This window comes from Vampirovibrio chlorellavorus, assembly GCF_003149375.1.
Taxonomy (GTDB): Bacteria; Cyanobacteriota; Vampirovibrionia; order Vampirovibrionales; family Vampirovibrionaceae; genus Vampirovibrio; species Vampirovibrio chlorellavorus_B.
In genome coordinates, this window is record NZ_QFWH01000011.1 from 30019 (window position 1) to 54771 (window position 24753).

The 24753-nt window shown below is 54.9% G+C and carries 23 protein-coding genes, 2 tRNA genes and 2 pseudogenes; 16 read left to right on the plus strand and 11 right to left on the minus strand.

Annotated features, from left to right (window positions below):
* The first annotated feature begins 89 nt into the window (after positions 1-89).
* Together DF283_RS12535 and DF283_RS12540 are read left to right on the plus strand one after the other, a co-directional pair.
* A complete protein-coding gene (locus DF283_RS12535) occupies positions 90-683 on the plus strand; it encodes an SRPBCC family protein (RefSeq protein ID WP_303675227.1) in 594 nt (197 codons plus the stop codon).
* A 146-nt stretch (positions 684-829) separates the two neighbouring features.
* Positions 830-1543, plus strand: a complete 714-nt coding sequence (locus DF283_RS12540) for a hypothetical protein (protein WP_303675228.1) — start codon at positions 830-832, stop codon at positions 1541-1543.
* Here the strand turns inward: DF283_RS12540 and DF283_RS12545 are convergent.
* Positions 1518-2714: a hypothetical protein gene (locus DF283_RS12545; RefSeq protein WP_303675229.1), complete on the minus strand. Its 1197-nt coding sequence runs from the start codon at positions 2712-2714 to the stop codon at positions 1518-1520. The genes DF283_RS12540 and DF283_RS12545 overlap by 26 nt on opposite strands.
* 183 nt (positions 2715-2897) lie before the next feature.
* Here DF283_RS12545 and hemL point away from each other — a divergent pair, with 183 nt between their 5' ends.
* On the plus strand, positions 2898-4205 hold the full coding sequence (hemL, locus tag DF283_RS12550) for a glutamate-1-semialdehyde 2,1-aminomutase (protein ID WP_303675230.1): 1308 nt from the start codon (positions 2898-2900) through the stop codon (positions 4203-4205).
* A 30-nt stretch (positions 4206-4235) separates the two neighbouring features.
* Here hemL and DF283_RS12555 read toward each other — a convergent pair whose 3' ends face one another.
* Positions 4236-4631 carry an OsmC family protein gene (locus tag DF283_RS12555; RefSeq protein WP_303675231.1) on the minus strand — a complete coding sequence of 132 codons (396 nt, stop codon included), beginning with the start codon at positions 4629-4631 and terminating at the stop codon, positions 4236-4238.
* Between the two features lie 203 nt (positions 4632-4834).
* Positions 4835-5812, minus strand: a complete 978-nt coding sequence (locus tag DF283_RS12560; protein ID WP_303675232.1) for a hypothetical protein — start codon at positions 5810-5812, stop codon at positions 4835-4837.
* Between the two features lie 583 nt (positions 5813-6395).
* On the opposite strand from DF283_RS12560, the gene DF283_RS12565 reads away from it, so the two are divergent.
* The 4 genes from DF283_RS12565 to DF283_RS12580 all read left to right on the plus strand — a co-directional run bounded on the left by DF283_RS12565 (position 6396) and on the right by DF283_RS12580 (position 9476).
* Positions 6396-6662: a KGG domain-containing protein gene (locus DF283_RS12565; RefSeq protein ID WP_443083023.1), complete on the plus strand. Its 267-nt coding sequence runs from the start codon at positions 6396-6398 to the stop codon at positions 6660-6662.
* A 327-nt stretch (positions 6663-6989) separates the two neighbouring features.
* On the plus strand, positions 6990-7955 hold the full coding sequence (locus tag DF283_RS12570; protein ID WP_303675234.1) for a DODA-type extradiol aromatic ring-opening family dioxygenase: 966 nt from the start codon (positions 6990-6992) through the stop codon (positions 7953-7955).
* On the plus strand, positions 7952-8764 hold the full coding sequence (locus DF283_RS12575; protein WP_303675235.1) for a DODA-type extradiol aromatic ring-opening family dioxygenase: 813 nt from the start codon (positions 7952-7954) through the stop codon (positions 8762-8764). The genes DF283_RS12570 and DF283_RS12575 overlap by 4 nt, the downstream gene beginning before the upstream one ends.
* Positions 8765-8972: 208 nt before the next feature.
* Positions 8973-9476 (plus strand): hypothetical protein, encoded by a 504-nt coding sequence (locus DF283_RS12580; RefSeq protein ID WP_303675236.1) that lies wholly within the window; start codon positions 8973-8975, stop codon positions 9474-9476.
* A gap of 416 nt (positions 9477-9892) precedes the next feature.
* On the opposite strand, the gene DF283_RS12585 is transcribed toward DF283_RS12580, so the two are convergent.
* Together DF283_RS12585 and DF283_RS12590 are read right to left on the minus strand one after the other, a co-directional pair.
* Positions 9893-11071, minus strand: coding sequence for a pyridoxal phosphate-dependent aminotransferase (locus tag DF283_RS12585; protein ID WP_303675237.1), 1179 nt, complete (start codon positions 11069-11071; stop codon positions 9893-9895).
* Between the two features lie 93 nt (positions 11072-11164).
* A tRNA-Ala gene (locus DF283_RS12590) sits at positions 11165-11240 on the minus strand.
* A 393-nt stretch (positions 11241-11633) separates the two neighbouring features.
* Between DF283_RS12590 and DF283_RS12595 the strand changes: the two are divergent.
* Positions 11634-15068, plus strand: a pseudogene (locus DF283_RS12595) (S8 family serine peptidase); the annotation flags it as partial.
* Between the two features lie 359 nt (positions 15069-15427).
* On the opposite strand, the gene DF283_RS12600 reads toward DF283_RS12595, so the two are convergent.
* Both DF283_RS12600 and DF283_RS12605 read right to left on the minus strand, forming a co-directional pair.
* Positions 15428-15976 carry a methylated-DNA--[protein]-cysteine S-methyltransferase gene (locus DF283_RS12600; protein WP_303675238.1) on the minus strand — a complete coding sequence of 183 codons (549 nt, stop codon included), beginning with the start codon at positions 15974-15976 and terminating at the stop codon, positions 15428-15430.
* A gap of 153 nt (positions 15977-16129) precedes the next feature.
* Entirely contained in the window at positions 16130-17374 is a 1245-nt protein-coding gene (locus DF283_RS12605) for a hypothetical protein (RefSeq protein ID WP_303675239.1), read from the minus strand.
* Positions 17375-17765: 391 nt separating this feature from the next.
* Here DF283_RS12605 and DF283_RS12610 point away from each other — a divergent pair, with 391 nt between their 5' ends.
* The 6 genes from DF283_RS12610 to DF283_RS12635 all read left to right on the plus strand — a co-directional run bounded on the left by DF283_RS12610 (position 17766) and on the right by DF283_RS12635 (position 21052).
* Positions 17766-18437, plus strand: a complete 672-nt coding sequence (locus DF283_RS12610) for a PilZ domain-containing protein (protein WP_303675240.1) — start codon at positions 17766-17768, stop codon at positions 18435-18437.
* Between the two features lie 178 nt (positions 18438-18615).
* Entirely contained in the window at positions 18616-18945 is a 330-nt protein-coding gene (locus tag DF283_RS12615; RefSeq protein ID WP_303675241.1) for a hypothetical protein, read from the plus strand.
* 113 nt (positions 18946-19058) lie between these two features.
* On the plus strand, positions 19059-19445 hold the full coding sequence (locus DF283_RS12620) for a YraN family protein (protein ID WP_303675242.1): 387 nt from the start codon (positions 19059-19061) through the stop codon (positions 19443-19445).
* A 152-nt stretch (positions 19446-19597) separates the two neighbouring features.
* Positions 19598-19870, plus strand: coding sequence for a 2Fe-2S iron-sulfur cluster-binding protein (locus tag DF283_RS12625; RefSeq protein WP_303675243.1), 273 nt, complete (start codon positions 19598-19600; stop codon positions 19868-19870).
* 72 nt (positions 19871-19942) lie between these two features.
* Complete coding sequence (locus tag DF283_RS12630; protein WP_303675244.1) at positions 19943-20452, plus strand: thioredoxin family protein; 510 nt, start codon at positions 19943-19945, stop codon at positions 20450-20452.
* A gap of 33 nt (positions 20453-20485) precedes the next feature.
* Positions 20486-21052: a hydrolase gene (locus DF283_RS12635; protein ID WP_303675245.1), complete on the plus strand. Its 567-nt coding sequence runs from the start codon at positions 20486-20488 to the stop codon at positions 21050-21052.
* Between the two features lie 92 nt (positions 21053-21144).
* Here the strand turns inward: DF283_RS12635 and pip are convergent, their stop codons facing one another.
* Positions 21145-22107 (minus strand): prolyl aminopeptidase, encoded by a 963-nt coding sequence (gene pip, locus DF283_RS12640; RefSeq protein WP_303675246.1) that lies wholly within the window; start codon positions 22105-22107, stop codon positions 21145-21147.
* A 226-nt stretch (positions 22108-22333) separates the two neighbouring features.
* Here pip and DF283_RS12645 point away from each other — a divergent pair.
* Together DF283_RS12645 and DF283_RS12650 are read left to right on the plus strand one after the other, a co-directional pair.
* A tRNA-Leu gene (locus tag DF283_RS12645) sits at positions 22334-22416 on the plus strand.
* Positions 22417-22882: 466 nt separating this feature from the next.
* Entirely contained in the window at positions 22883-23266 is a 384-nt protein-coding gene (locus tag DF283_RS12650) for a hypothetical protein (protein WP_303675247.1), read from the plus strand.
* Here the strand turns inward: DF283_RS12650 and DF283_RS12655 are convergent.
* The 3 genes and pseudogenes from DF283_RS12655 to DF283_RS12665 form a co-directional block, all read right to left on the minus strand.
* Complete coding sequence (locus DF283_RS12655) at positions 23243-23410, minus strand: hypothetical protein (protein ID WP_303675248.1); 168 nt, start codon at positions 23408-23410, stop codon at positions 23243-23245. The genes DF283_RS12650 and DF283_RS12655 overlap by 24 nt on opposite strands.
* Positions 23394-24433: pseudogene (locus DF283_RS12660) on the minus strand (DNA cytosine methyltransferase). Before DF283_RS12660 ends, DF283_RS12655 begins: the two are co-directional and overlap by 17 nt.
* A complete protein-coding gene (locus DF283_RS12665) occupies positions 24381-24689 on the minus strand; it encodes a ParB N-terminal domain-containing protein (RefSeq protein WP_303675249.1) in 309 nt (102 codons plus the stop codon). The pseudogene DF283_RS12660 and the gene DF283_RS12665 overlap by 53 nt, the downstream one beginning before the upstream one ends.
* Positions 24690-24753 lie beyond the last annotated feature (64 nt).

The window sequence follows — 24753 nt, forward strand, 5'->3', positions numbered from 1 at the left end:
AGTCGGCGTTTGGTATTAGCCAACCGTGGGGCTCTTCGTCCATCGCTCGCTGTGCTACGATGCGCAATGCCGAGGGAGGAAAATGACTAATGGCTCAGCCAGTTCAGGGCATCCGACAAATCAAGGAATGCATTGAAGTCAATGCCCCGGCCCAAACCTGTTATCAGTACTGGGTCAATCAGTCTCAATTTCCTGAGTTTATGAGTAAAGTACTCAGACATGAGGCCCGGTGGGTCCCTCGCATGACGCTCCAATCTTATGATTGCATTCAGTCCGCGCTGGAACGGTTTGAAGCCTTTGCGCTGCCGTTGGAGCGCATTAAACACTGGTTGATCAGCGGCCCCGGTGGAAAATTATACGAGTTTGAGAATAAAGTGATTCTGGATATTCCGGGTCAGTTTTATGCCACCGCCTCCACCGATCCGGATGATCTCTGCGCTCAGGCCTCTCTCTTGTTTCATGAAACCGAGAATCCAGGGGTCACCCGGGTGGAACTGGAGGTTTCCTTCTGGGAGTCCGCCAACATCAAAAACGGCAAGTCAACTCAATTGGCCTCGGATATTTTGCGGAAGGAAGATCCGTTTTTGGGCGATTGCCTGCGCGATTTTAAAACCTATGTGGAAAAAATGGGCGGTGCCAGCAATTCCTCACCCCTGACCGAGCCCCCACTCTCTCCGGCCTGAAAATGTCGCTCCGCCTTCAGGGCTTCGCCACCCACGGGGCGTCGCACAAAATGGCCCATTCTTGTTTTTATGCAAATAATCAATCGGAACGCTTTCTTTCAGGATACAGGCGAAGTCGTGGCCCGTGGGCCAAGGATACGAGGTCGGTGACAGTGGCGGCAAAACCCAATTATTCCCGGGGGCATCAGAACCCCATCCAGCCTGCGATGGGCGCTGCCTCGGACGGGGCCTGCAAGGACGATACGTTTAAACTGGTGGCGGAAACCCGCCAGCAGGTGAGTCAGGTGGCTGAATCGGCCCGGGAGGCCATTCAGGCTTTCTATACAGAACCGCATCGGCTGGCTGAGTTTATCCAAAGCCACGGTACGCCTGTCTATGTGCTGCCGGGCGGGCCCATTCCCCAAATCGTTTTAAAGGCGCTGGGACTGGAACCGGGCTTTATACTGCCCGATCAAAGCCCTCAGTTCCGGGGGCTGCAAAAATTGCTGGAACGCCATACCCCGTTGGGCTCTTCTGTAAAACCCGAGACCCAGACGTTTCAGCACGGGGTCTTTGTCATACCCCAAAGCCTCTTCACCATGGGCTTTTTGTCCCATCAGCTGCACCATTGGCTGGCCTTTCGCTCCGGCATGGACGGCTACTGCCCCCGGGCCCGGCGTTTGTACAAACGCTTCTGGAGAGAACAGCAGGGCAAAATTGGCCGGGAAGTCTATAAAATGGACGTTGAGGACATTCTGGCCCTGAAAGCGGCCATCGCCCGGGACTTGGAAGCCTTGCAGTTTCTGAAAAACATTGCCGACGAGGTTTTAATCCCGGCCCGCCAAGCAAGACGCATCACTTACGGGACGGCTTCAGCCTGATCCGATGAGAATCGCTCAAGGGGTTCCACGGCAGGCATCCTATCGGGTTTGCCGCCGTTTCAGCTGTCGCGTTGGCCGCCTCTGTCTCCAGGCGGCACAGCATCTGGTATAAAGGGGCATGCGGGGGGATGGTCTGACGCCAGTGGCTGCTTGGTAGAGGTTGATCGCCCCAACCCAGCTGAACTTGCACCCGGGCGGGGCTGTGCTGGATCTTGTGTGCGGGCTGGTTTGACGGGTTCGGCACGTCCGGGGCAGTGTGAGAACGCTTGAAATGGGCAAAGGCGATGGCTTCGGGCTCGGCGTGGCCGGGCAGTAAATCTCTGGCAAAGCCCAGCGGCAAACCAGGAGACAGCTGATCAGTCTCTCCAAAGGAAAGGCAGGTTTTGCTTTTGTAGGCGCCGCCCTGCTTGCCGACCTCCAGAAATTGAGGATGAACCGCAATGTACTGGCCCAGCCGATCGTGCTGGGCGGCAAATCCCATGACCTGATAGGTGGGATCGATTAAAAAGGCCTCCTTGGGGATTCTGGCGGTGGGTTGTTTGGTAAATGGATGGAGCCCCCCACGGGTTTTTCCCATAAAGTAGGCGTCTTCCCGGGCGGGCCAGCCCATTAAAAAGTAATGCACCCGCCAGGGAGACTGGGGATAGTTGCCAGCCACCACATAAAACTTGTATCTGCCCTGAAAGCGCTGATGGAGCCGCTGGCCCAACTGTAAGGCCAGCTGCTGGCAATCGCCCTGCGGGGGCTGCATGGGGTCAGTCTTTGCTTTGCCCTGATAACCGGCAAATTGCAGCCGACCATCCGGGGTCAATTGAATGCGAATGCGGCTTTTGGGATTGAGCCACTGCCAGCCCAGTCCGTAACGGCATCGGGCCATTTCATGGCGAATCAGCCCTTGCTCGAAGGCGTTAAAGGCTTCTGGTAACAGTGAAGCCCCAAGGCTTTCGGTAGAGGAGGCCATCACGGTACTCCATGTGTCGCCAGAGCCTTGCGAACTGACACTGAGCTTGCCGGAGCTGGTTCTGCTCAAGGTTTGGGCGGTGGTGGCCTCGGCAGACTGCTCCGAAGCGCATCGTCCCCGCTCAGAGCCGGAAAACTGCTTGAGCTTGGCCGTCCACTGGCTCCAGGAGCCGGGAGAGCGCATTAAATGAAAAATTGGCTGTAACCCCATGCGGGTTTACTCCATAGGCACAATGGGTGGTGATGTTTCCTGCACAAACGCGGGTCAAGGTGAAAAGATGCCATTCCGTTCCGTTCACAGTAATATAAACAGCAGGTAACCCGCGAGTAAACCCCTGTTCTTAAAACGGATTCCAGCCATCTGCCTGTTTGCCAATCAAGGAGCTTTTGAACCATGACTCAGCCCGCCAGCCCCGTCAATACTGCCAATCGCACCCGCTCCGAAGCCGCCTTTCTGGAGGCCCAGAAAGTTCTGCCCGGTGGGGTCAATAGCCCGGTGCGGGCCTTTCGCTCAGTGGGCGGCACCCCGGTTTTTATTGAAAAAGCCAAAGGGGCTTACCTGTGGGATCTGGACGGCAACCGGTATATCGATTACGTGGGCACCTGGGGCCCGGCCATTCTGGGTCACGCCCACCCGCAAGTGATCCGGAAGATTCAGCAGACCGCCGAAAATGGCACCAGCTTTGGCGCCCCCACCCTGATGGAAACGGAAATGGCCCAACTGGTCATTGACATGGTGCCGTCCATCGAGAAAGTGCGCTTTGTCAGCTCCGGCACCGAGGCGGTTATGAGCGCCATCCGTCTGGCACGGGCGTACACGGGCCGCACCAAAATTATCAAGTTTGAAGGCTGCTACCACGGCCATTCCGATTACCTGCTGGTCAAGGCTGGTTCCGGGGCGGCCACCCAAGGAGTGCCGGACAGCGCAGGCGTTCCCGCTTCCACGGCGGCGGAAACCCTGAACGCCCGCTTCAACGATGTGGACTCGGTGGCGGCTTTGTTCCGTGCCTATCCCGGCCAGATTGCCGGAGTTCTGATTGAGCCGGTGGCCGGAAACATGGGCTGTATCCCTCCCTTGCCCGGCTTCTTGGAAGGCTTACGGGAGCTGACCCTTCAGGAGTCGGCCTGCCTGATTTTTGATGAGGTCATGACCGGCTTCAGGCTGGCACCGGGCGGCGCTCAGGAACGGTTTGGGGTCACGCCGGATATTACCTGTCTGGGCAAGATTATTGGCGGGGGCTTACCGGTGGGAGCCTATGGCGGCAAACTGGAAATTATGGGTCAGGTGGCCCCGGAAGGCCCCATGTATCAAGCGGGAACCCTCTCGGGCAACCCGTTGGCAATGGCCGCCGGAATGGAAACCCTGAAACTGCTCCGTCAGCCGGGCACCTACGAGCGGCTGGAAGCCCTCGGTCAGCAATTGGGAGACGGCTTGCAAGCCATCTGCCAGCGCAAGGGCATTCCGTACCACCTGCACGGCGTGGGGGCCATGATGACCCTATTCTTCGCCGAAGGCCCTATTCACAACTATCAGGACGTGTGCCGCTTTGATCGGGAACGTTTCAACCGATTCTTCTGGGGCATGCTGGATCGGGGTGTCTATCTGGCGCCTTCCCAGTTTGAGGCCGGGTTCATCTCTCTGGCCCATACCGATGCCGATATTCAAGCCACCCTCGAAGCGGCGGAACTGGCCATTCGCTAGCGATCCCCTGTCGGAGTACCGGCTGCCTGCTCAAGCCTGGAACACCCATTCCCGGATAATCTGGGTGGGGCCGGTAATTAGTTGATTGACCGGGCATTTTTCGGCAATTTGCTGCAGACGAGCCTGCTGTGCTTCGTCCAGCGGGCCGGTCAGTTCAATGCGCTTGGTGACCCAGGTTTGTCCAGCGCGTCGCTCCTCGGCAAAAGTAGTCTTAACGCTTTCCAGCGGCCAGTTTTTTCGCTGGCAGTAGAGTTGAAGGGTCATGTTGGTGCAGGCCCCCCAGGCGGCGTAGAACAGCTGATGCGGATCGGGGGCTGCGCCCTTTCCCCCTTTATCCGCCGACAAATCGGCAAAAAACTGGTGCTGGCCCGCCCGAATGATTTGCCGATACCCTTGCCCGCCCTCTGTTTCAATTTCTGCCAACATGCGGAATCCTCCCTTCAACAAACAACCTGTATTATCTTACCTTGCCGAGCCCCCACCAGGGGACTGGGCTGGGGGGGCGTGGGAGGGTCTTTCTCATGAAAGGACACACCGCATGCAAAAAGCCCGCAGTTCTTAGACAAGAGAAACTCACGGGCTTTTTAGAGCTTATCCGTTGAAATGGGATGGCGGTGTAGATGTTCGGCCTACGGGGCAGCGTTCTCCACGGAGACGGGTTGAATGGACGGGGTTTCTGTCGAGGCTGGAATCTTGGCACTCACGCTTTCAAAACCCTGAGTCTCCACTTCCACCGGTTGTAGGCCTTCAAGGTCTGCTGAACGGGACACGGCGCTTGCAGGCAGCCCTGAGGGAGCGCTGTTAACGGTTTTGACGGTACTGCCCGCTTCAAATAGCTTGTCCATGTCTTTTTGGGGTAATCGCAGGGATATGATGGCCCCCTCTTTCAGGTTGGGCTCGGGGGAAGTGGAAAGCATGTGGTAAGCCCCGGTCAGGCCGGTACCCCGAAGCATACCATAGCCCACCCGGGTTTGAACCGGATAACCATTGGCCGGTGAGTTTTTGTTCTTGCCACTCATCTCCCAGGCCACACCGGTGGCCATACGGGCGGCCAGAGAAATAGGCGTGATTTGCCAAAAATTCATCCCCGCCGCAAACTTCAGGGGGATGGCATCCACGGCGCTGATGACCGTAAAGGGAATGCCACCAAGGAGAACTCCCTTGCCGGTATGCGCTTTGGGGTGATGATATTTTTTGGTCTGCAAGCCTTGGCCGTTGTTGACGAATTGATAGACTTCCCCGGTGGGCAAGACGGCCTCCTGAATATCCAGAGACACATAGCCGGGCATCCCCAGAATCATGGAGGGATGGCCCCCTTCCACCTTGCCTTTTAACAGGGTGCCCGCGGGCAATACACGCTGGCCCAGACGATGATCCTCGGTCAGCTGTCCTTCAAAGGGATCTCCGTGGTGGGAACGATCAGTGTCCAGGGTTTGGTTGAGTTTAATCTCCAGGGGCTCTTCAGCGGAACCCAGCGCTTTTTCCGCCATGGCCGCCGGTATACCGGCCAGCCCCACCAAAAGGCTCAGGGACAGGGCCTTGCTTACAGTGGATTTGTTTAAAATGGATTTCAAGGTTGCCAAACCACAATCAAATTTTTCCATCACGGAAAAAGCTCCTTTTAAATATAACAGCTACCCAATAAGGCTATGGCCACAAATGATGGATATCATTCAGCCAATGGCAACAAGATGAGAACTCACGCGTTTGCAAACACGATCAATCAGGCTGAAAGATTCATCAACTGAACGTTTACAAGACAACATGTAATACCCAAATAATCTTGCGGGAAATATAGAAAGCTCCCTATATCATAATCGACTTTTGAATATTTCTGCTAGGAGTCTATCGGACAATTTTTTTCAAACCTCCCGTATGCCTGAGTGATTTTTTAAAAATGTTATAAATCATTGCATTAAATGAAAGAATGCGGGCCTCCCTGTCTTTGTCCCGCTTTTCCGGGATAGTCAGTTATCACCCATTGCGCCTGTTCAGCTTGTCAATCCCACATCGGACGCTCAAAAGCTATCCAGCTCACTAATTGGAGGATTCCTGCGGGAAGGCGATGATAGAGGCTGGCGACCTGAATGGTCTTTGACTGTCAAACAATCAATTTGCCAATTAAACGTCGGTTGGATATCAAGGGCGTCCTGATGGACTTGTTGTGGCTGCGAAATTAACCGGAGGATCATGGTCATGGGGAATAAACAACGGGGATTTGCATCCATGTCCCCGGAAAAACAGCGGGAAATTGCCAGTAAAGGGGGAAAGGCAGCCCACCAGAAAGGCACCGCCCACCAATTTACCTCGGAAGAAGCCAGAGCGGCGGGACGCAAGGGCGGGCAAGCCAGCGGGCTGGCCCGGGCTCAAAAAAGCGGTCGGGCGTCCGTTGAGAAATCGGAAAGACCGCACGAGGAGGATGAGACGGTGCCGACTTCTTCGCTCGATGAGTATTAAAAGGCTGATTTTGAAAAATTGAGCCTGAAAATTGAGTCTGAAAGCTCGATTTTAAAAGGGCGGTCTTTTATGGCCTAGGCCAGCCTCCAAGGGGGCACGTTCATCGTGCCTTGCCGGGCTGCGTGATGCCTGCGACCTGTTTTTGCAGACGGGGTGGTGTTTTGCAGATTCATCGCACTGAGTGGTGTTCTGGGTTCAGCGGGCCCGGTGTTTACAACCGGGCATGTTGTGTCGATAATCGGGCCGTTGAGGTTTTCAAGTCTCGCACAAATTGTAGTTGCCCTGGACGGGCCCAAGGCCTTGGCCTTGCAAGTGGATGAAAATCGCGTGGATAGTCCCTCTCTCCTGACCGCAACCGAGTGGGAAAAGCCGCCCGGGGGCGGTGAAATTCTGGCCGGGTTTTTAGCGCCCCACCCGCCCCATTTGGTGTATGCGGAGAATCCGCCGCAAAATCGGCCCAAGTCCCAAGGCGGCTGGGACACGCTGCGTCAGGGGTATCAGCGTTGTCGGGAAAAAATCAAAGCCCTGAAGCCCGATGTTATTCTGGTACACAGCCCCCATTGGCAAACCGTGGTGGGCCATCATTTTTTGCGGGTGCCCAAACTATCCGGTTTATCCGTTGATCCCATTTTTCCCCATTTATTCCAGTATCAATTCGAGATGACCGTGGATGTGGCACTGGCCGATGCCTGTGCCGAGGCGGCCATTGCCGAGGGCCTGGTGGTTAAAAAAATGACCAACCCCGACTTTCGGGTGGATTATGGCACCATTGTCTCCCTGCACATGCTGAACCCGGATTGGGATATTCCGGTGCTGGGCATTTCCGCGCACAATTCTCCCTACTATTTTTCCCACGATGACGCTCAGGATCAGATGATCAAACTGGGGCAAGCCACCCGCCGAGCGATTGAGAGAACGGGCCGTCGGGCCGTTTTGGCGGCCAGCAATACGCTTTCTCATCTCCACTTTGATCGGGAGCCCGACCCGCCCGAAGACATGCGTCAGGAGCGTATCTACAGTCCGCAACAGTATCAGTGGGACGTGAGGATGATTCGGTTGTTACAACATGGGCGCTGGGACGAGTTTCAGCGGGTGCTGCCGGAATTTATCGAAAAAACCGCTGCCGAAGTCAAAGCGGGCTCCCTGATGTGGATGCTGTCAGCCATGGACTTTCCCCCCATGGAAGCCCGCTTACACGCCTATGGGCCGGTCATTGGCACGGGCAACGCCATTATGGAGTGGGACTTGCAGGCTTACCGCTCCCAAAAGGCTCACGATGAGGAGTCATTATGAACAATGTACTGCAAGGGCTGATGGTGCCGGGTTTTCCCCATTTGGCCTTCCCCGATGTTTGCAGTGGTTCGTGGCAGTCATTCGTCACGGCCATGAATCAGGCAGCGCAACGGGTGGATGCTGCGGAGCCGGACCTGCTGGTTCTCTACAGCGCCCAGTGGATTTCCGTGCTGGGGCATTCATTTCAGTATGCGGCCCACCCGCAGGGACTGCATGTGGATGAAAACTGGCATGAGCTGGGGGCCCTGCCCTTTGCGTTCGAGGTTGAACGTCCGCTGACGGCCCAGGCGGAGGCCTTGGCCCGGCAGGCGGGTCTGGCCACCCGGCTGGTGGATTACGAGGGGTTTCCCATTGATACGGGCACCATTGTGGCTTTACGTTACCTCAATGCCCAGAGGCAGCGGTCCGTGGTTCTGGTATCCGCCAATATTTACGCCAGCCCCGAGGATTGCATGACGTTGGGGGCGGCGATGGCTCAAGCTGTGGAAGAGAGCGGGAAGCGGGCGGTGTTTATCAATTGCTCGCTCTTGTCGCATCAGTTTTTGAATGAGGCGGTTTCCCCGGAGTCCGACCGGTTTTCCAGCCCAGAGGCCGATCAGTGGAATCAGCGCTTTTTGGGCTTGCTTCAGCAGGGAAGCACACAGGAAGCCCTGGCGCTGGCCCCTGATTACATTGCCAATGCCCAGCCCGAAATGAATTTGAAAGGCTTCTACTGGATGATGGGCGCGCTGAACATGCCAAATCGCCCGGCGGACGTGATGGCTTATGGGCCTTTTTGGGGCACCGGGGCCGTGGTGCTGGCTTACTAATCGGATGATGGTTAGGGGCACTCAGGGGATTGCCATTGGCACAGCCCGTGCATGCGCAAGCGGGCAACAGATTTAAAAGAACTGTTTTCATGCTTATAACAATCATTACCTTTGTTTTAGTTATTTTCTGTTTGACTCATTTTGATGTTCCAAGGTTTTGCTTGCTACTATTAAAACGCTCTCAAAAAAGCTCTCAAGGGGATTCGCTATGGCACCAGTGGGATTCATCGCTTCGGCGGCAGCGGAGGCCGCGCCGGTTATTGGCAGAAAAATATGGGAAACCAGCCTGAACAACGCGGTACAGGGGCGTCTGGAATCGCACTTGGTCGATCGGGTGGTGACCGCCCAAAGCTCTCAGGCTTCCCGTGATTTAACCCGACGGGCCTTTCAGGCCTATGGCCAGTTCAGCGATGCCAGTACCACGCTTGAAATGAATAGTTTCCTGCAAAAGGCGGCCCGCGCCCCATTCTCTCCCGGCAAGCAGCGCGCTGTGCCCGCCTCCCCGGCCAAACCGTCTTCCCCGCATACCCGGACTGCCATCGGCCCATCCCCGGGCAAGCAAAACAGAAACCCCTTGGCGGCTTCGCCGTCTATCACCAAGCAAAAAACAGCCTCTCCCAAAAATCCTTATAGCGCCCGTAAGCGGCAACTCCTGCAAATACCGAATCAGGGCATGGCCCATGTTCGAGCGCTATTCCAGCCACCGCGCTAAATCTTGGTTTTAAGCTATATCTTGGTCTTCAATCGATTAGCCCCAGATTAGCCATTGAAAGCGCGTTTTATGCTCTCCGCGCCTTCCACTTCCTCAACGACCTGTCGAATGAGTGTTTGCAGGGTTCGTAGGTTGACCGGCTGGCGCACCAGTCTCCGTTGCTCTGGAGAGGATGCCCGAGAGTCGGCAGTCGGCGTTCGGTCGGAAGTAGCGCACCCGGTGGCTGTCCCCTCCCTTTTTGGGGATTTAAATCCAAAGGCCTGGAAGCCGCACAAGCGTGGAACGTGCAAAATTTCTCCCGCCCTGTTGGGGGCTTTAACGGTCTTGTGCCACTGAGTTTTTAGGGCTGATTTAAGCCCGGATTTAAAGCGCTGAAGTTCAGTGCCTGTTTTCAGCCGACGTTTGGCGCATGGGTTTTATCGACCCAGACGCACGGTGTCTTTCAGCTTTTGCAGGCGGATTTGCGCGGCCTGTAAAGTCTCCGGACGTTTGGCGAAGCAGAAGCGCACAAACTTGCGCCCCAGTTCCGGGCGGCTGAAGAAGCTGGAGCCGGGCACCACGGCCACCCCAATGTCTTTCATCAGGAAGTGGGTAAACTCCACATCGGTTTTATAGCCAAAGTCGGAAATATCGCTGAACACGTAATAGGCCCCCTGGGAGCGGAAGAACTTGATGCCGGCCTCATCCAGAATGTTCATCATGATTAGGCGTTTTTCATTGTATTTCTGGGCCAAATCCAGATAGTAGGACTGGGGCAACTGCATGGCCGTAATGCCCGCCCGCTGCAGGGGAGCGGCGGCGCCCACGGTTAAAAAGTCGTGCATTTTACGCACGGCGTTGGTAATGTCTTCCGGGGCGATGACAATGCCCACCCGCCAGCCGGTCACGCTGTAGGTCTTGGACAACCCGTTGATGGTCACGGTCAGGTCTTTCATGCCCGGCAGGCTCGCCATGCCTACGTGTTGGTGCCCATCGTAGAGGATATGCTCATAGATTTCATCGGTGAAGGCCAAGACATTCCATTTTTGGCAGTACCTGGCGATCATTTCCAGCTCAGCCCGGCTGAAGACCTTGCCGGTGGGGTTGTGTGGGGTGTTGATGATGATGGCCCGGGTTTTTTCGTTGAAAGCGGCGGCCAGTTCCGCTTCATCTATGCGCCATTCCGGGGGGTGCAAGGTCACGTAGCGGGGCACCGCACCGGCGATAATGGCATCGGGGCCATAGTTCTCGTAATAGGGCTCAAACACAATCACTTCATCGCCGGGGTTGATGGTGGCCAGCATGACCGCAGCCATGGCTTCGGTGGCCCCGCAAGTCACGGTGACTTCGGTTTCGGGGTTGATGGCAATGCCCAGGTAGGGGCCTTCTTTTTCGGCGATGGCTTGGCGGAACTGGGCATCGCCCCAGGTGACCGCGTACTGGTTGATGTCATCGTGGATGGCTTCGCAAGCGGCCACTTTCAGTTCTTCGGGACAGGGAAAATCCGGGAACCCCTGGGCCAGGTTAATGGCTTGGTATTTGCGGGCCATCTGGCTCATTTGACGAATCACCGATTCGTTAAATTGAGCGGCTTTGTGGGAGGTGCGGTTGGCCATGAATGGGGGTCCCTCTGTTTAATTGATTCCGGTTAAATTCATCGAAAACCAAAAAACCGAAATCCGCGAGAGGAAATCGGTTTTGGTGAAACTTGGTGGAGCATAGGAGATTCGAACTCCTGACCTCTTCAATGCCATTGAAGCGCGCTACCAACTGCGCCAATGCCCCTTGGGTGTTAATGTTATAACGTGACTTCTCCCGGATTACAAGAGGGGAATTAAAATTTCTGTCATCATTTCATCCGATTCCGAGTGAACCCCGCCTCTCAAGGCCGCCATCCCGACATGGGAAGCGGGCCTGCCAACCCCTTCAGGCATGGGCTGGCCTTCCCTTTCGCCAATGGATCAGCCGATCCGGGCCTGTGGCGTTGAGGATTATCATGATCTAGGAATATTTTAACAATCCTGTTTGCATTGTTTTTTGAATTATGGTAGTTTATTTGCTCATCAGGATATGGGATGAGTTTTTGGTAGGGATACCCCGTCACCAGGGGATCTTTGGGTTTCATAAATACAAAAGATACAAAATAAGCGATAGGCACATTGAAGGGGGTTTATCCGTATGCAATCCGTGCAATTTTTTGGCGGGAATTTTTTCAATCGTTTGAACAACAAGGCCAAAGACAAGGCCACTGCTCCCCCGCCAGCGTTGGAGTACCTGCAACCGTTTTCGACGCCAGAGGATCAGTTTATACCGCTTTCCCGAGACAGCGAGGAGCCCTCGGAAAGTTCCAGCCTGCGGCCCGAGTCGCCGCCTGTCACCAGCACAGGGCCCAGTCGCTCTGTATCGACGGTCAGCCACAACCGGACCCCCCGCGCGGGCAAAGCGCTGGAGCGGCAATTCATCCAGACCCTGCAAGACAGTGATAACCACGAAGAGAAGGCCGCCATCGCTGAAATGCTGGGCAGAGCCGGTAGTATCGAGGCCCTGCCTGTACTGGTGGACTTGTTGAGCGACGACGGGGAGGATATCGAGGTACGCACCGCCGCTGCGGAGGCCATTAGCCTCATCGGCAGCGGCATCAACCCGAATAGCTATACCACGACCGAACTGAGCGGCGTCTTGCTGGATCAATATCAGCGACGTAAAGCCGAAATGACCGAACGGCTGGCCCGACCCACCCTCAGCCTTCCCTTTGCCGATCGCCAACCGGAGGCCAAAGCCCGGAAAGATCGGATGACGGAGCTGAAAACCTTGTTGTCTGGCATTGGTAAACTGAATACCAAACTGGGCCGCAAAGCCTTGCAGCAGGAGTATCAAACCACCATCGGCATGAGCCTGATGGATGACGGGGAGGTGCGGCAGATGATCCGGGCCACGGAGATGGCTGAGGAGGCATTCCAAAAGGAGCTGGAGAAGAAGTACCAACGTCCGGCTGCCGAATTACTGGCGGAAATCCCCAGAACCGAGCTGGAGGCCATGAAAAAGCAGGTGCTGCTGAAAACCCCGCAGGGCAAAACCATTGATTTGCTGGAAGCCTTGGCCCAGATTGCCATTTTGAAAGAAAAACAGGCCCAGTTCGGTACAGAGTTGTTATCCGGCCTGATGGACGCCCTGGCCCTGCAGAATGATAAGGCGGTCACGGCGGCCTTGAAGCTGGGTCTCATTAACAATCACCCGGCCATTAAGGCCAAAGCCCTGAAGCTGCTGCGGCATCGCAACGGGCTCAACTACAATAGCGACATCTACCCGAATCTCTACGCCCGAGACGCGGAAATTCGCAAAGCGGCCCTCAAAAGTCTGGTGCACGCCAAGGAACCGGCAGCCCAGCAAAAAACCATGGAACTGCTCAAGCCCAAAGCCTTTCTGGAGCTGATGGGCGGCCTCAACCCAAATGGGCTGAAAAGCTACGTCAAATTTCTGGAGCAAGTGGCCGAAAACGGGGATGAGTTCATCGAGGCCCTCAGCAACCGGGCCCTGCACAGCGATTATGATCTGGAAACACGGCAGGTGGCCTTGCTGGTGCTGGGCATGATGACCCAGGGGCCAGCGGCGGAAAGCGTTTCCCTGCAAACCCGGGCGCAAGCCCTGTCGGCCATCAAGGTGCTGGCGGTCAAACCGCCGGCTCGATCCACGGAAGATCTGGAAGCCCTGCGCTTGACGGCCACCCAGCTTTGGGTGCTGCAACAGGACCCTCAGGCCGTCGCTTCCGCCATTATGCTGGCCGACAGCAAGCATATCCGTATGAGCGGGGCCCAGCAGGCCGGTTTACTGAACGCGGTCTTTTCGGTGCTGCAAGCGGATCGCCAAAAAAGCGAAAGCGAACGACAGCAGGAGACCCAACACCAGCTGCTGGACATTCTGCGTAGCGGGAAACATCCCAGCATTGGCCCGGATGAAGAACAGGCCTTGCGCAAAGCGCTTCCGGAGCCCGGCATCTACCAGCGACTCAACCCCCAAAATAGCGCGGACTTTTTGGCCTTGAATGCGGGGGGAGTCCCTAATAACAGTCTCCAGAAACTAGTGGCCAGCCAAAATCAGCTGCTGCGCCCCTTTCTGACCCGTCTGGCCGAAACCGAGAAATCGCCCATCGCCCAGATGCTGGCCATCCGAATTCTGGGGGTGCTGCAAGACGCGGACAGTCTGGGCTATTTAAAAGAGCGGGCCCGAGATCCGCTCAAGGGCAAAATCGATTGGGACGCCGATGTGAGTTACCGGGGAAATCCGGCCAGCGCCGCCGCCAACGTGCGGTTAAACACACTGGCCGCCCTGGGGGATATCGGGCGTTCGGAGGCCCTGGATGTGATGCTGGATGCTTTGGATGATGCCGTGTTGAAAAACTTCGCCGCCGAACCCTTGGGCCAAATTGCCGAACACGCCAATCAGCACGCTTCCGAGGAGCAGATTCGGCAGGCCCGGACCAAGCTGGTACGCCTGATGGAAACCCCCAATACCACCCGCGCCATGCGGGCCGTTCGCATCAAGGCGGCCAGCGCCCTGTATCAGTTTAAAGACGGGGTCAAGGACATCAAGGCCTTTGTGGAGAGAACCCCCGATCCCAACTTCCGCAGACAGGCCCTGTCCGCTTTTTTAAGCCACAATCACGGGCTGGAAAAGGATCACGAGGATTATCCCCTGATTCGGTCCATGATTCACCCCGGCTTGGGGATTGAGCAACTGCACGAGCAGGGGGTGACCGGTAAGGGCGTTCAAATGGCCATTGTGGACGGGGGTTATGTGAACCCCGAGAATGAGGAGGCCTTTCAGGATCGGGTTAAACTGCCAGCCAACGCTGAAGATCCCGAACATGCCCACCCCACCATGGTGATGACCACGGCGGCGGCCAACGGCAAGCTGAAAGGGGTGGCCCCGGATGCCGTGGTGTTCTCGGACAAGTGGCCGGACTTTCAGGCCAAAGACACCATGGCCGTGTACAAAAAAATGATTGAAGGCAAACTGCGGGGAGAAAACGACATTCGCGTCATCAACAACTCCTGGGGCTTCAGCAATCCCAATGCCATCCTGCACAGAGAAGTTCGCGACATCCTGCGTGACTACAAAAAAGTGGTGGATCTGGCGGAGAAAGCGGGCATCCAGATGGTCTTCGCCGCCGGGAACGAGGGCGAGGGCATGGCCTTTCCCAAGGTGGGCACCCTCAGCGTGTTCGGGCTGGATTTGGACAAGTTGACCCGGGAGGACGCCAAAACGGTGGACTACATTCTGGACAAGGTCATTCTGGCCGGGGCTTTAAACACCCAGGGCGATGATCAGAACCGGGCCCTGCACCGCATTGCCGACTTCAGCAGTCGGGGGGATAGTCTGAATGCCCGACTGGAACCCACGGTGCTGGCCCCCGGCGCCGATATGATGGTGTATGGTTGGGATCCCTACAAAGGAAATCCCATGCAGCTGGTGAACGGTACCTCTTTCGCCAGTCCCTATGTGAGTGGCCTGCTAAGCCTGATGTTGCAGAAAAATCCCAACCTCAGCCCGGCGGAGTTGCGGGAGATTCTGAAGCAGACCGCCGTGGCGCTTCCCGATGTTCCTCGCTCCGAACAGGGGCATGGGGTGGTGGATCCGCAAGCGGCGGTAAAACTGGCTGCCAGTTATGGGCAGTCGAGTCGCAAGCGGAAACTGGACAGTCAAGACAGTGATAGTAGCAGCGGAAGTTCCGGTCAGTCAGGCGTTAAAAAGCCAAACCAAATCAAAAAGGATGGCCCCAAGGCCGCGCTGGCGTCATTGCCCGTGTGGGACTCTGGCTTCTCGCAGGGTGCTGGGGGAACGGTGAAAAAAAAATGGCAAACGGCCTCTTCCAAGCCTTCCCAGTCAACGCCTGACCTGCGGGAGGTCAGCGCTCTGACACTCAAGCCACCCTCTGACGGCTGGCTATCCGCCGGGAAAAGTTTTTTAACGGGTCAACCTTTGTTGAAGAGCGCCAAGGGGCCGACCGCTGCCCCGGTACTGCCTTCCAAAGCCAGCAAACCGGCCTTCAGATCCAAAGCGTCGGCACCCCGACCACTCATGAACCCGCCCAGACCGCCAGCGCTGGTAATGACCCGGTGACAGGGCAGGATAATGGGCAATGGATTTCGTCCCAAGGCGCCGCCCACTGCACGGGTGGCCCTGGGCCTGTCCACTCGGTGCGCCATCCACTGATAGGAACGGGTTTCTCCATAGGGAATGCCTGCCAGCGCATGGCAAACTGCTTGTTGAAAGGGCGTTCCCGTCAGTTGTAGCGGCAGCGCGTCAAAGGTAACGATTTCTCCCACGAAGTAGCGCTGTAAAAGGGCTAGGGCGTGACGCTCCAGATCCGTCTCCGGGTCTTCGCGAAACCCGGCGGGGGCTGTTAAGGTGCTTCCCTGCCAGTCCAGACTGATGAGGGCCGCTTCCGTACTCGCCAGAGACCAGCCGCCCAAGGGGGAGGAAAACCACAGGCGTCGCTTGGTTTGTAGGGGCCTATTCATGGTCTATTCATCAGGGGCATGACATCAACTGGTCTCGTTCATCACAGTGTGTTTATCTTCCGCCAAATCCGGCCCGGAAACAACGGACCCGCTAAGCGCTGAACGCTGAACACTACAGCCCCTCCTCCCTCTCTTCCCGGGTGGAATTCCCCATTACAGCAGTATCAGGGGCAGGATGGTCAGGATGATGGGCAGTAAATTCTGAAAAGTGGACTTGGCTCTGGCTTGGGGCGAGGTGGGTGCGCCACCGGCGGAGGCCACGGCAATCACCCGTTGCATGCGCGCGTTGGGGTCCATCTCTGGGGAAGTGGCATGGAATACCCTACCTTCCAGACGATCCAGCCGGTTGTTCACCGGTTCGCTGGGATAGGTATGTCCCAAGACCTGTTTTTCCACCTCGTCCATGGCCGCCAGCATATCAGGAGAAATCTGTCCGCCGCCACCCATGCCCGGCGCCGCCATGACCGGCTGGTAGCTGGCCTGCTGATCGCCGTAGCTCTGCCCGTAGCTTTGCGGCTGGTAATTGCCCGGCACAGGCTGACCGTAGGCGGGCGGGTTGCCATAGGTAGGACCGTTGGCCGTGGCCACCTGGGAACCGGGATAATACCCCGGTTGACCCGCATTGGGCCCATAGGCGTTAGGTGGAGCGTAGCCGTTGCCCAGCTGGCCGTAAGGGGGTGGCGTGTAGCTGGAATAAGCGCCATTGGGGCTGCCGACACTGTTGCTGCCCCCAATGTAGGGAATGACCTGAGAGGGCGGGGCGGCCACCCCGGTATCCCCCAGAACCACCAGTTGCAGGTTGTCCATACGATCGGACAACGCCCCGCTCTGAGGGACTTTAAAGACTTCTTTTTCCAGTCGGGCCAATCGCATCGTAATATCTTCCTGCAGGTAGGTTTTCCCGAACAGTTTCTGCTCCATCTGGCTGATGGTGGGATAGTCGCTCTCTCCGGCGGCAGGCGCGGGGCCGGTGGCGGATGCGGGTCCGGCGGCAGGCGCTGGAAAATTGGCGGGATAACTGCCTTTCGATGCTTTACTGGTGGCCGGTGGCCTGTTCAGGGGGCTTTTTTTGCCCAGGCCACTGGCCGTGGCCATATTGGGAGAGCCTTTGGACTGGTTGTCGTTATTTTTAGGGGCGGCTTTCGCCGGGGGGAGCGGATTTTTCGGCTGCGCGGACAAGGGTCCCAGCGTGCTGGGGGATAAAGCGGTTTTTAATTTTTCAATGCGGGCCTCCAGTGTACCATTTTGCCGTTGGCCAAAGACGGTATCCTCCAGTCGGCCCACCCGGGCTTCCAGCGGCTCCTGATCGTACTGAACCGCAAACAGCGTACTCTCCAGAGTCTGCACGGTCTGGGTATTGCCCTGAACCGGGGCGGCCATGGTCGGGGTGGCGCTCATTAGCACAGTCACCACACCGCAAAATAAAAGCTGGAGCCCAAAATTGCGTTTCTGCATCATCAGCTTCAAGCACCCTTCCTTTATAATAGAGAGGACTGTTTCTGAACCCAGGTTGTTCCGGAATCCCCACCAATTAATGTTGAGTCACCGTAAAAAATGTAGGTATCGTACCGGGGCCAAATTGGATGATTCTGGTTCAGGCCCGGATGAGAAAACAGGAAATGAGTCACAGTCGGCGGTTTATAATTATTGTAAGCCCCATGCTTTGAAAAGAACAAGTGTCTGTTCGGGTAATAACAAGAGCATGCAGCCGTTCGGGCCATATCAGATATGGTAATATGGTTACAACTGAGCTTTTTGAAGTGTTCCCAAACCCAATCAGGCCTGCGGAGTGAGCAAGACAATCAGTAAAGGTCGCTTCCAGATTAACAAGAACGTCTTTGCCGCTTGTTATCTGGATGTTATGGAGGCCAACAATCAGGAAGTCCGTCTGGTGCTAAGCGCCAAAAAACGGGGCGACCAGCAGGTGGCCATTGGGACTCGTATTTACCTGGATTTGCCCAGCAGTCCGGAGGCGGCCCGGAGTTTTGATACCGTTTCGGTCACCGTGCTGAAAATTGAAGAAAATGATCATCAATTTATCCATGTGTGTAGTCCCATTCAAAAATCCACTCACCCGGAACGTCGTCAGGAACCCCGTAAAGTGGTCGATTTTCCCGTGTTGCTGGTGGACTCCCAGACCCTGTTTTTGGCGGTCAATGGCAACTCCAGCGGCCTGGCGTTACGCTATGCGGCCCAGCGGGCCATGCTCAAGCTGACCATTGGCCAGTCCTACCAGTTCAAGTTTAACTGCAAAGGCGAGGACTGTAACATTCGGGGCGTGGTCAAGCACATTCAGTACGACTGGCAGACTTTTGAGCATCGGGTGGGTGTGTGCTTCCCCAACATGAGCAAGGATGAGGAGATTATGCTGAACCTCATGGTAGACCCCAACTACACGGTACCCATTTCCACCCGGCAAACCATAGATACCGGCGCTGGCAAAATTTCACTGAACGATTAGCCCCATTGTCGCTCGCTTCCAGCCGTTCCAGGTGCGTACGCCATTGGTGATCCAAAAAATTGTTAAATAATTTTAACAATTGATAGATATCGATCAATATTACACTTTGATTCTCCTTTATATATTTATAAAGCAATTTGGATAGGCTGAGTCCAATCTCTCTATAAAGGAGAAACAAATGGGTTTTGCAGCAAGTCAAGCCAGATACATGATGCTCACCGCCCGGAAGAGCGATCTGGAGATACAGGGGCAGTTTATTAACCAGGCCCGTATGCAGTTGGCAAACGTGACCGGAGCCCTGTTTACCATCGCCTCCAACCTGGAGCCGGAAGGGCCAGAGGCACAACAGCTTCAGGCACGGGTTGCGGCTATTCAGGCCATTGATAAGTCTCTGGAGCTTCAGTTAAGAAGGGTCGATACCCAGCGAGAAGCGGTCCAGACCGAGATTGACGCGGTTCGGAAGGTTATTGGAAAAAACATCGAATCCACCTTCAAAACATTCGGTTAACCGGACAACCGGCTGAATCAATCGGGTAGGCAGTTCCTTCAGATCAGGCTGGCAAGCGCGTGGCGCTTACAACATCATCACCCTCAATGGCCAATTGCTGTATCATTGTCTTTATGACTCTCTCATCTCACCGAACCGGTTGCCGGGGCGAAGAAATTGCGCAATCTTACCTGAAAAACAGGGGCTTTCGTCTGGAAGCCCGTAACTGGCGTAGTGGTAAACTCGGAGAGATTGATCTCGTTGTTTATCACCCTGCCCAGTCCATCCTGGTTTTTGTGGAGGTGAAAACCCGCAGAACCGGCTTTTTGGAAAGCCCGCTGGAGGCGATCAGCCCGGGGAAGGTGCAACGCATGCTGCAACTGGCGGAGGCCTATCTGGCCACTCACCCCGGCCATGCGGACTGTGGCGTTCGCTTTGATCTTATCAGTATCGTTTTTCCCGGCAATAACAAACCGGCAGACGTTCTGCACCTGGAAAACGCCTTCGGGACAGATGGCTAACCCTCGGTGGTCTGGATGTTTTTTGGGGAAATCTGTGAAAAGGGTGTTTGCTGATCGGCAGGGCCGCTGAGGGTGTATGATAGACAGGTGCGGCCCTTCGAGGGTCTCATTCTGACGTTGATTCATATTGATAGAGAGCAGGAAACCCCAGTATGCCGAAAGTCACTTTTTTACCCAGTGGACAATCCATAGAGATTGATGGGGAGACCACCTTGCGAGAGGCCGCCCATCTGCTCAATGTCAGTGTGCATGATCGCTGCGGGGGCATGGGTGCTTGTTGTAACTGCATTGTCACCATTCAGGAGGGGCAGGAAAATGTTTGCCCCAAGTCCGTGGTGGAAGAGGCGGTGTTCTACCTGTCCCCCAATGACAGATTGTCCTGCCAGTGCCGCTTGACGGGGGATGTGGTGGTTAAAACCATTTAAGCCGCTGGATTGTGTGATAATAGAAGGTGGTTTTGACACTGTTGTGATTGAATTGAAGCGAGAGAGCAAGGCATGTTATCCAGAAGGCGTTTTACGGGTTTATCGTTAATCAATGGCGCGCTGCTGGGCTTGCTTGCATTCATCCTGGTCCTGGGTGGGGTGATCCTCTATCGGTCTATGAACGAACAGAAAGAAGTGGCCCGTAGTTTTGAGAGCTGGCTTGAGAATGCCAAGGGCTATCAGGAAGCCCTTCGGGTTCAGGCCCAAACCCGAAAGCCGATATTGCTGTATTTTTACGCCACCTGGTGTCCCCACTGCAAAGACTTTGCCGCGAATGTCCTGGCCAAGCCTGAAATGCAGGCTTTTGTGAAAAACTATCCCCACGTCCGTGTTGCCCCGGACAATGGCCAGGCGGAACAGAAACTGATGTCTGAATTCGGCGCGGAAGGCTACCCCACGTTTTACGTGGTTTTGCCAAGCCAAAAACCGGTCATGGTGGATACGTTCACCCTGGAAACCAATCCGCCCCGGCCTAAAACAGCGGCGGAATTCATTCAATCCATTCAGGCCGTGCTGAAATAAGAGGCACACAGTCAATCCTAGAGGGGAACGGAGATGGACAATCCGGGTCATCGCTATTTATTACGGCAGGATCAGGCCCTGTTATTGCTGGTGGATGTGCAGGAGAAGCTGCTACCGGCTATGGGCCATCCGGAGCGTTTACAGGACAGCATTGCCACCCTGCTGAAAGCCTGTGATTTGCTGAGCGTGCCCATTGTGGTCACTGAGCAAGTGCCTCACAAATTGGGTTCAACCGTGCAGGCCTTAAGAAATTTGCTGCCGGTGGAAGCGGCCATTTTTGAAAAAACCAGCTTTGGCTGTGGAGAGTCTCCCGATATTCTGGCGTTTTTAAACAGCCTGGAACGGGAACAGGTTATTCTGTGTGGGCTGGAGACCCATGTGTGTGTTCAGCAAACCGCCCATCAGTTGCTGGAGCGCGGATTTGAAGTGCATTTGATGAGCGATGCGGTTCAATCCCGGGCCAAGCACAACCACAAGACGGCAATTACCCGCATGATCCAGTCCGGGGTTATCCCCTCCACGGTTGAGGCGGCTTTGTTTGAGCTGCTGGCTGATTGTGAGCATCCGGCCTTCCGCGGCGTGCAGGCTTTGATTAAGTAAACGGCCCATGAGCCTCGGATAGGACCCACCCAGCCGGGTGTTAGCGGAGAAGGCTTGGACAGGGCAGGGTTTGGACGATGGGACGGCCTCGTCTAGCGGGTAGCGACCGGCAACTCTTGCTTGCAACGCTCCGTGGCCTCCAGCAGGGCGTCCAGAATACCCGGCTCATCGAAGGCGTGGCCCGCATCGGGGATGATGCGCAGTTCGGCGCCGGGCAAGGCCTGACTGAGTTCATAGGCGTTTTGGGCCGGACAAACCACATCGTAACGCCCATGGATGATCCAGGTGGGAATGTGGGCGATTTTATGGGCGTCTCGCAGGAGCTGGTTCGGTTCCAGCCAGCAGTTATGAATAAAGTAATGGCACTCAATACGGGCCATGGATAAGGCGTGATGGGCCTCTTCAAAGTGATCAATCACCGTGGGGTCCGGCTTTAGCTTGCAGGTGGCCCCTTCCCACTTACTCCAGGCTTTGGCCGCCGCCAGTCGGGTGTGTTCGTTGGGGCTGGTTAACAGCTCGTAGTAGCTTTGCACCAGATTTCCCCGTTTCTCCGGCGGCACGGGTTTGAGATACTCCGCCCAGAATTCCGGGAAGATCCAGCTGGTGCCCTGCTGATAGAACCACTGGATTTCTTCGGGGCGACACAGGAAGACGCCCCGCAACACCAGATGCGTGACCCGTTCCGGGTGGGTTTGGGCGTAGGTCAATGAGAGGGTACTCCCCCATGAGCCGCCAAAGACCAGCCACTGATCAAGGTTCAAGTGCTGGCGAATGGCCTCGATATCGGCCACCAGATCCCAGGTGGTGTTATGCTCCAGGGAGGCGTGGGGGCGGCTTTTGCCTGCGCCCCGCTGATCAAACAGGATAATGCGGTAGTGGGCCGGATCAAAGAGCCGTCGGTGGTTGGTGGAAAGCCCCGCACCGGGACCACCGTGCAGAAACAGAGCGGGTTGCCCTTGGGGGTTGCCCACTTCTTCCACGTACAGGGTATGTCCGTTGGAGACGGGCAGGTAAAAGCTGTTGAATGGTTTGATTTCCGGAAATAAAGTGCGCATGAAAGCCCCTCTTGCCAATCAGGTACCTTATTATACCAGTTTGAATGATGCCCGTTGCAGTATTGGGGGAGGCTGGGCGGTTGCTGTCAGCTTGCGGGCATCAGGGCGTTTAGCGCTTTTTAAGCCGGAAAAATCGAAGGTCAGAGGGCGTATGGGTGGGGTGAAATATTTTTGAGGGAAGGACTGTGCAAGAGAGACGGCTTTTGTTAGGATAAGGCAGAAGCGTGCCCTTGTGGCGGAATGGTAGACGCTGCGGACTTAAAATCCGTTGATAGCAATATCGTGCCAGTTCGAGTCTGGCCAGGGGCATGCTTTTATTTTGATTGAAGTTGGGTTTGAGATCTGAATTGTGGTCTGGGGAAACTATTAGGTTGTAATTATTTGCCAGAGACTTTTATCTATAACAGAGAAGTTGTAACAAATCTAATTTTTCGACTCTTTACTTGAGAACTGTACAAAATGGCTTTTACCCTTGGTATTTATGAATTACTTGTTGCTCCCAAACTTTCAGAGCTAACTGTATGCAACATGCCTGATATGAGTGATTGTTATGAGCAATCTAAATACTGGATTTCCAACTATCTTCTGAATTCAATTTTGATTCAAAGATTAAATACCAAAGCTCATATCTATATTTTGAATCAGCTCAGACGCTCACAATCGGCTTTTAATGAATATTGTAACGCCAAGTCTGCAATGGAAAATTATATCTTAAAGTATTAACGAAAAAAATCCAACCATTTCATTGTACTTGAAATCATTATTTCACCTTGAAATGTTCATTAGTCAATCGTACCAGTCTTTTTTATTTTTAAAGACTTTTTTAAAAGATAACAACTGTCCCAAAGATATAGAAATTTTTGAAAATCAAAAAGCTCTATACGAAACTAAATTAAGAAAGTTTTATAATTTTAGTAAGCATATGGATGAAAAAATCCTCGAAGGACATCATCTTGAAACTGGTGGCGTTGCTTTATGGATAACCAGTGCAGGTCTGGAATACAAATCAGAAGAAACTGGAGATATATGGTGTTTCCAGTGGGAGGAGATGAAAACTGTTTTATTAGATTTGGTAGAATCTGCTGAATTTATTTTAAAAGTACATTCAGTGCCGCTCGATTCTACTTGTCAAAAGTTAGCGTTTACTCCACAAAATTGATATTGTTTTGGCCGCATATTTGACCAGCGTTTCCACACAAATTCCCTTGATATCGGCAATCTGTTCCTGAGCCAGGCCCAGACCCGCCAGCATCTCGATTTCACTAATATCCTGTCCAGATAACCGTTTAGGAGGCCGAGGCATGATCCGCTCCTTTCAACTGATTCATAACAGACTGGGCCACTGATTGCATGAGCAAGGGGGGCACGGCGTTTCCCAAGCGTCCCCATTGCTGTTCAAACGTGCCAAACAAGACAAAATCATCGGGAAATGAGCACACCCGTTTCAATTCCCCGATGCTCAAAAAACGATCCTCTTCCGGGTGCAACAAGCCGCATTGTCCGGCCCGGATGGTTTTACAGACCGTGGGGCTGGGCTTGTGCCAACTGAGCCGCTGCAAGGAAAAATCATTTCCTTTTTGCTGATAGCGCGCATGCAAATCCGCCCCAGACTCACCGGGCTTCAAAGCTTTGGCAATGGCTAGCGCCCTCCCCACAGGAGCTTGAGTCAGGCCCGGATTGCTTAAGTCCTTTACAGCCTCACTGAAGCCGATTGGATGCGTCTGAGGATATGGGTGCAGTGGCGTTATTCCTAAATCATTACGCAGACCCACAACAATCACCCACTTGCGCGCCTGAGGCACCCCGTAATATGCGGCATTTAACACTCTGGCTTGCACCCGGTAACCAGCGTCTTGCAGCACCTGAACCATCTCTTGAAAAATAGGCCGCATTTTACCGCTCACCAGCCCCGGCACATTCTCCATAACAAAGGCTTTGGGCTGAAAGGCCTTTAAAAAACGCACATACTCTTCAAACAAGCGGTTCCGGGGATCCTGAACCTGACGCTTACCCGCCAAGGAGAATCCCTGACAGGGCGGTGAACCGTCCAGAATATCCAGTTCCCCTTGTTGCAGGCCCAATTCAGCCATGATTTCCTGAGGATTCAATCTTGTAATATCCCCATCCAGCAGCAAGGTACCGGGATGATTTGCTTTATAAGTGGCACCGCATGCGGATCCCGCTCTACTGCTGCGAGTACCTTACAACCGGCCAGTTTATATCCCAGGCTGGATCCGCCACACCCGGCAAACAGGCTTAAAACTTGGGGCGACCTAGACATGAACGATCCCTCCACAATGCGGGCAGGCCACCGTCTTACTCTCATTCAGTGATTCGGTTAACTCCGGACCCAGTTCCGGCAAGTTCGGCAGCTTCAACAAATCATCCAGTTCGATGCGCTCAAAACCGGTCAAGGCCAATAGAGTGTCATCCAGCTTGCACAAGGCTTCAAATTCACTCCGCAAGGCCTCTAGATCAAAGCCTGTGTTGCTTGCGATCTTGTTATGAGCAATCCGATACGCCTTCTTTTGCGCTTCACTCAAATGCGTCAACCGGATCACCGGCAGGGTCTCCAGCCTCAATAACTGAGCGCCAGATAGCGACCCACCCCTTTCACGATTTCACCGGCTTCATCCACGGCAATGG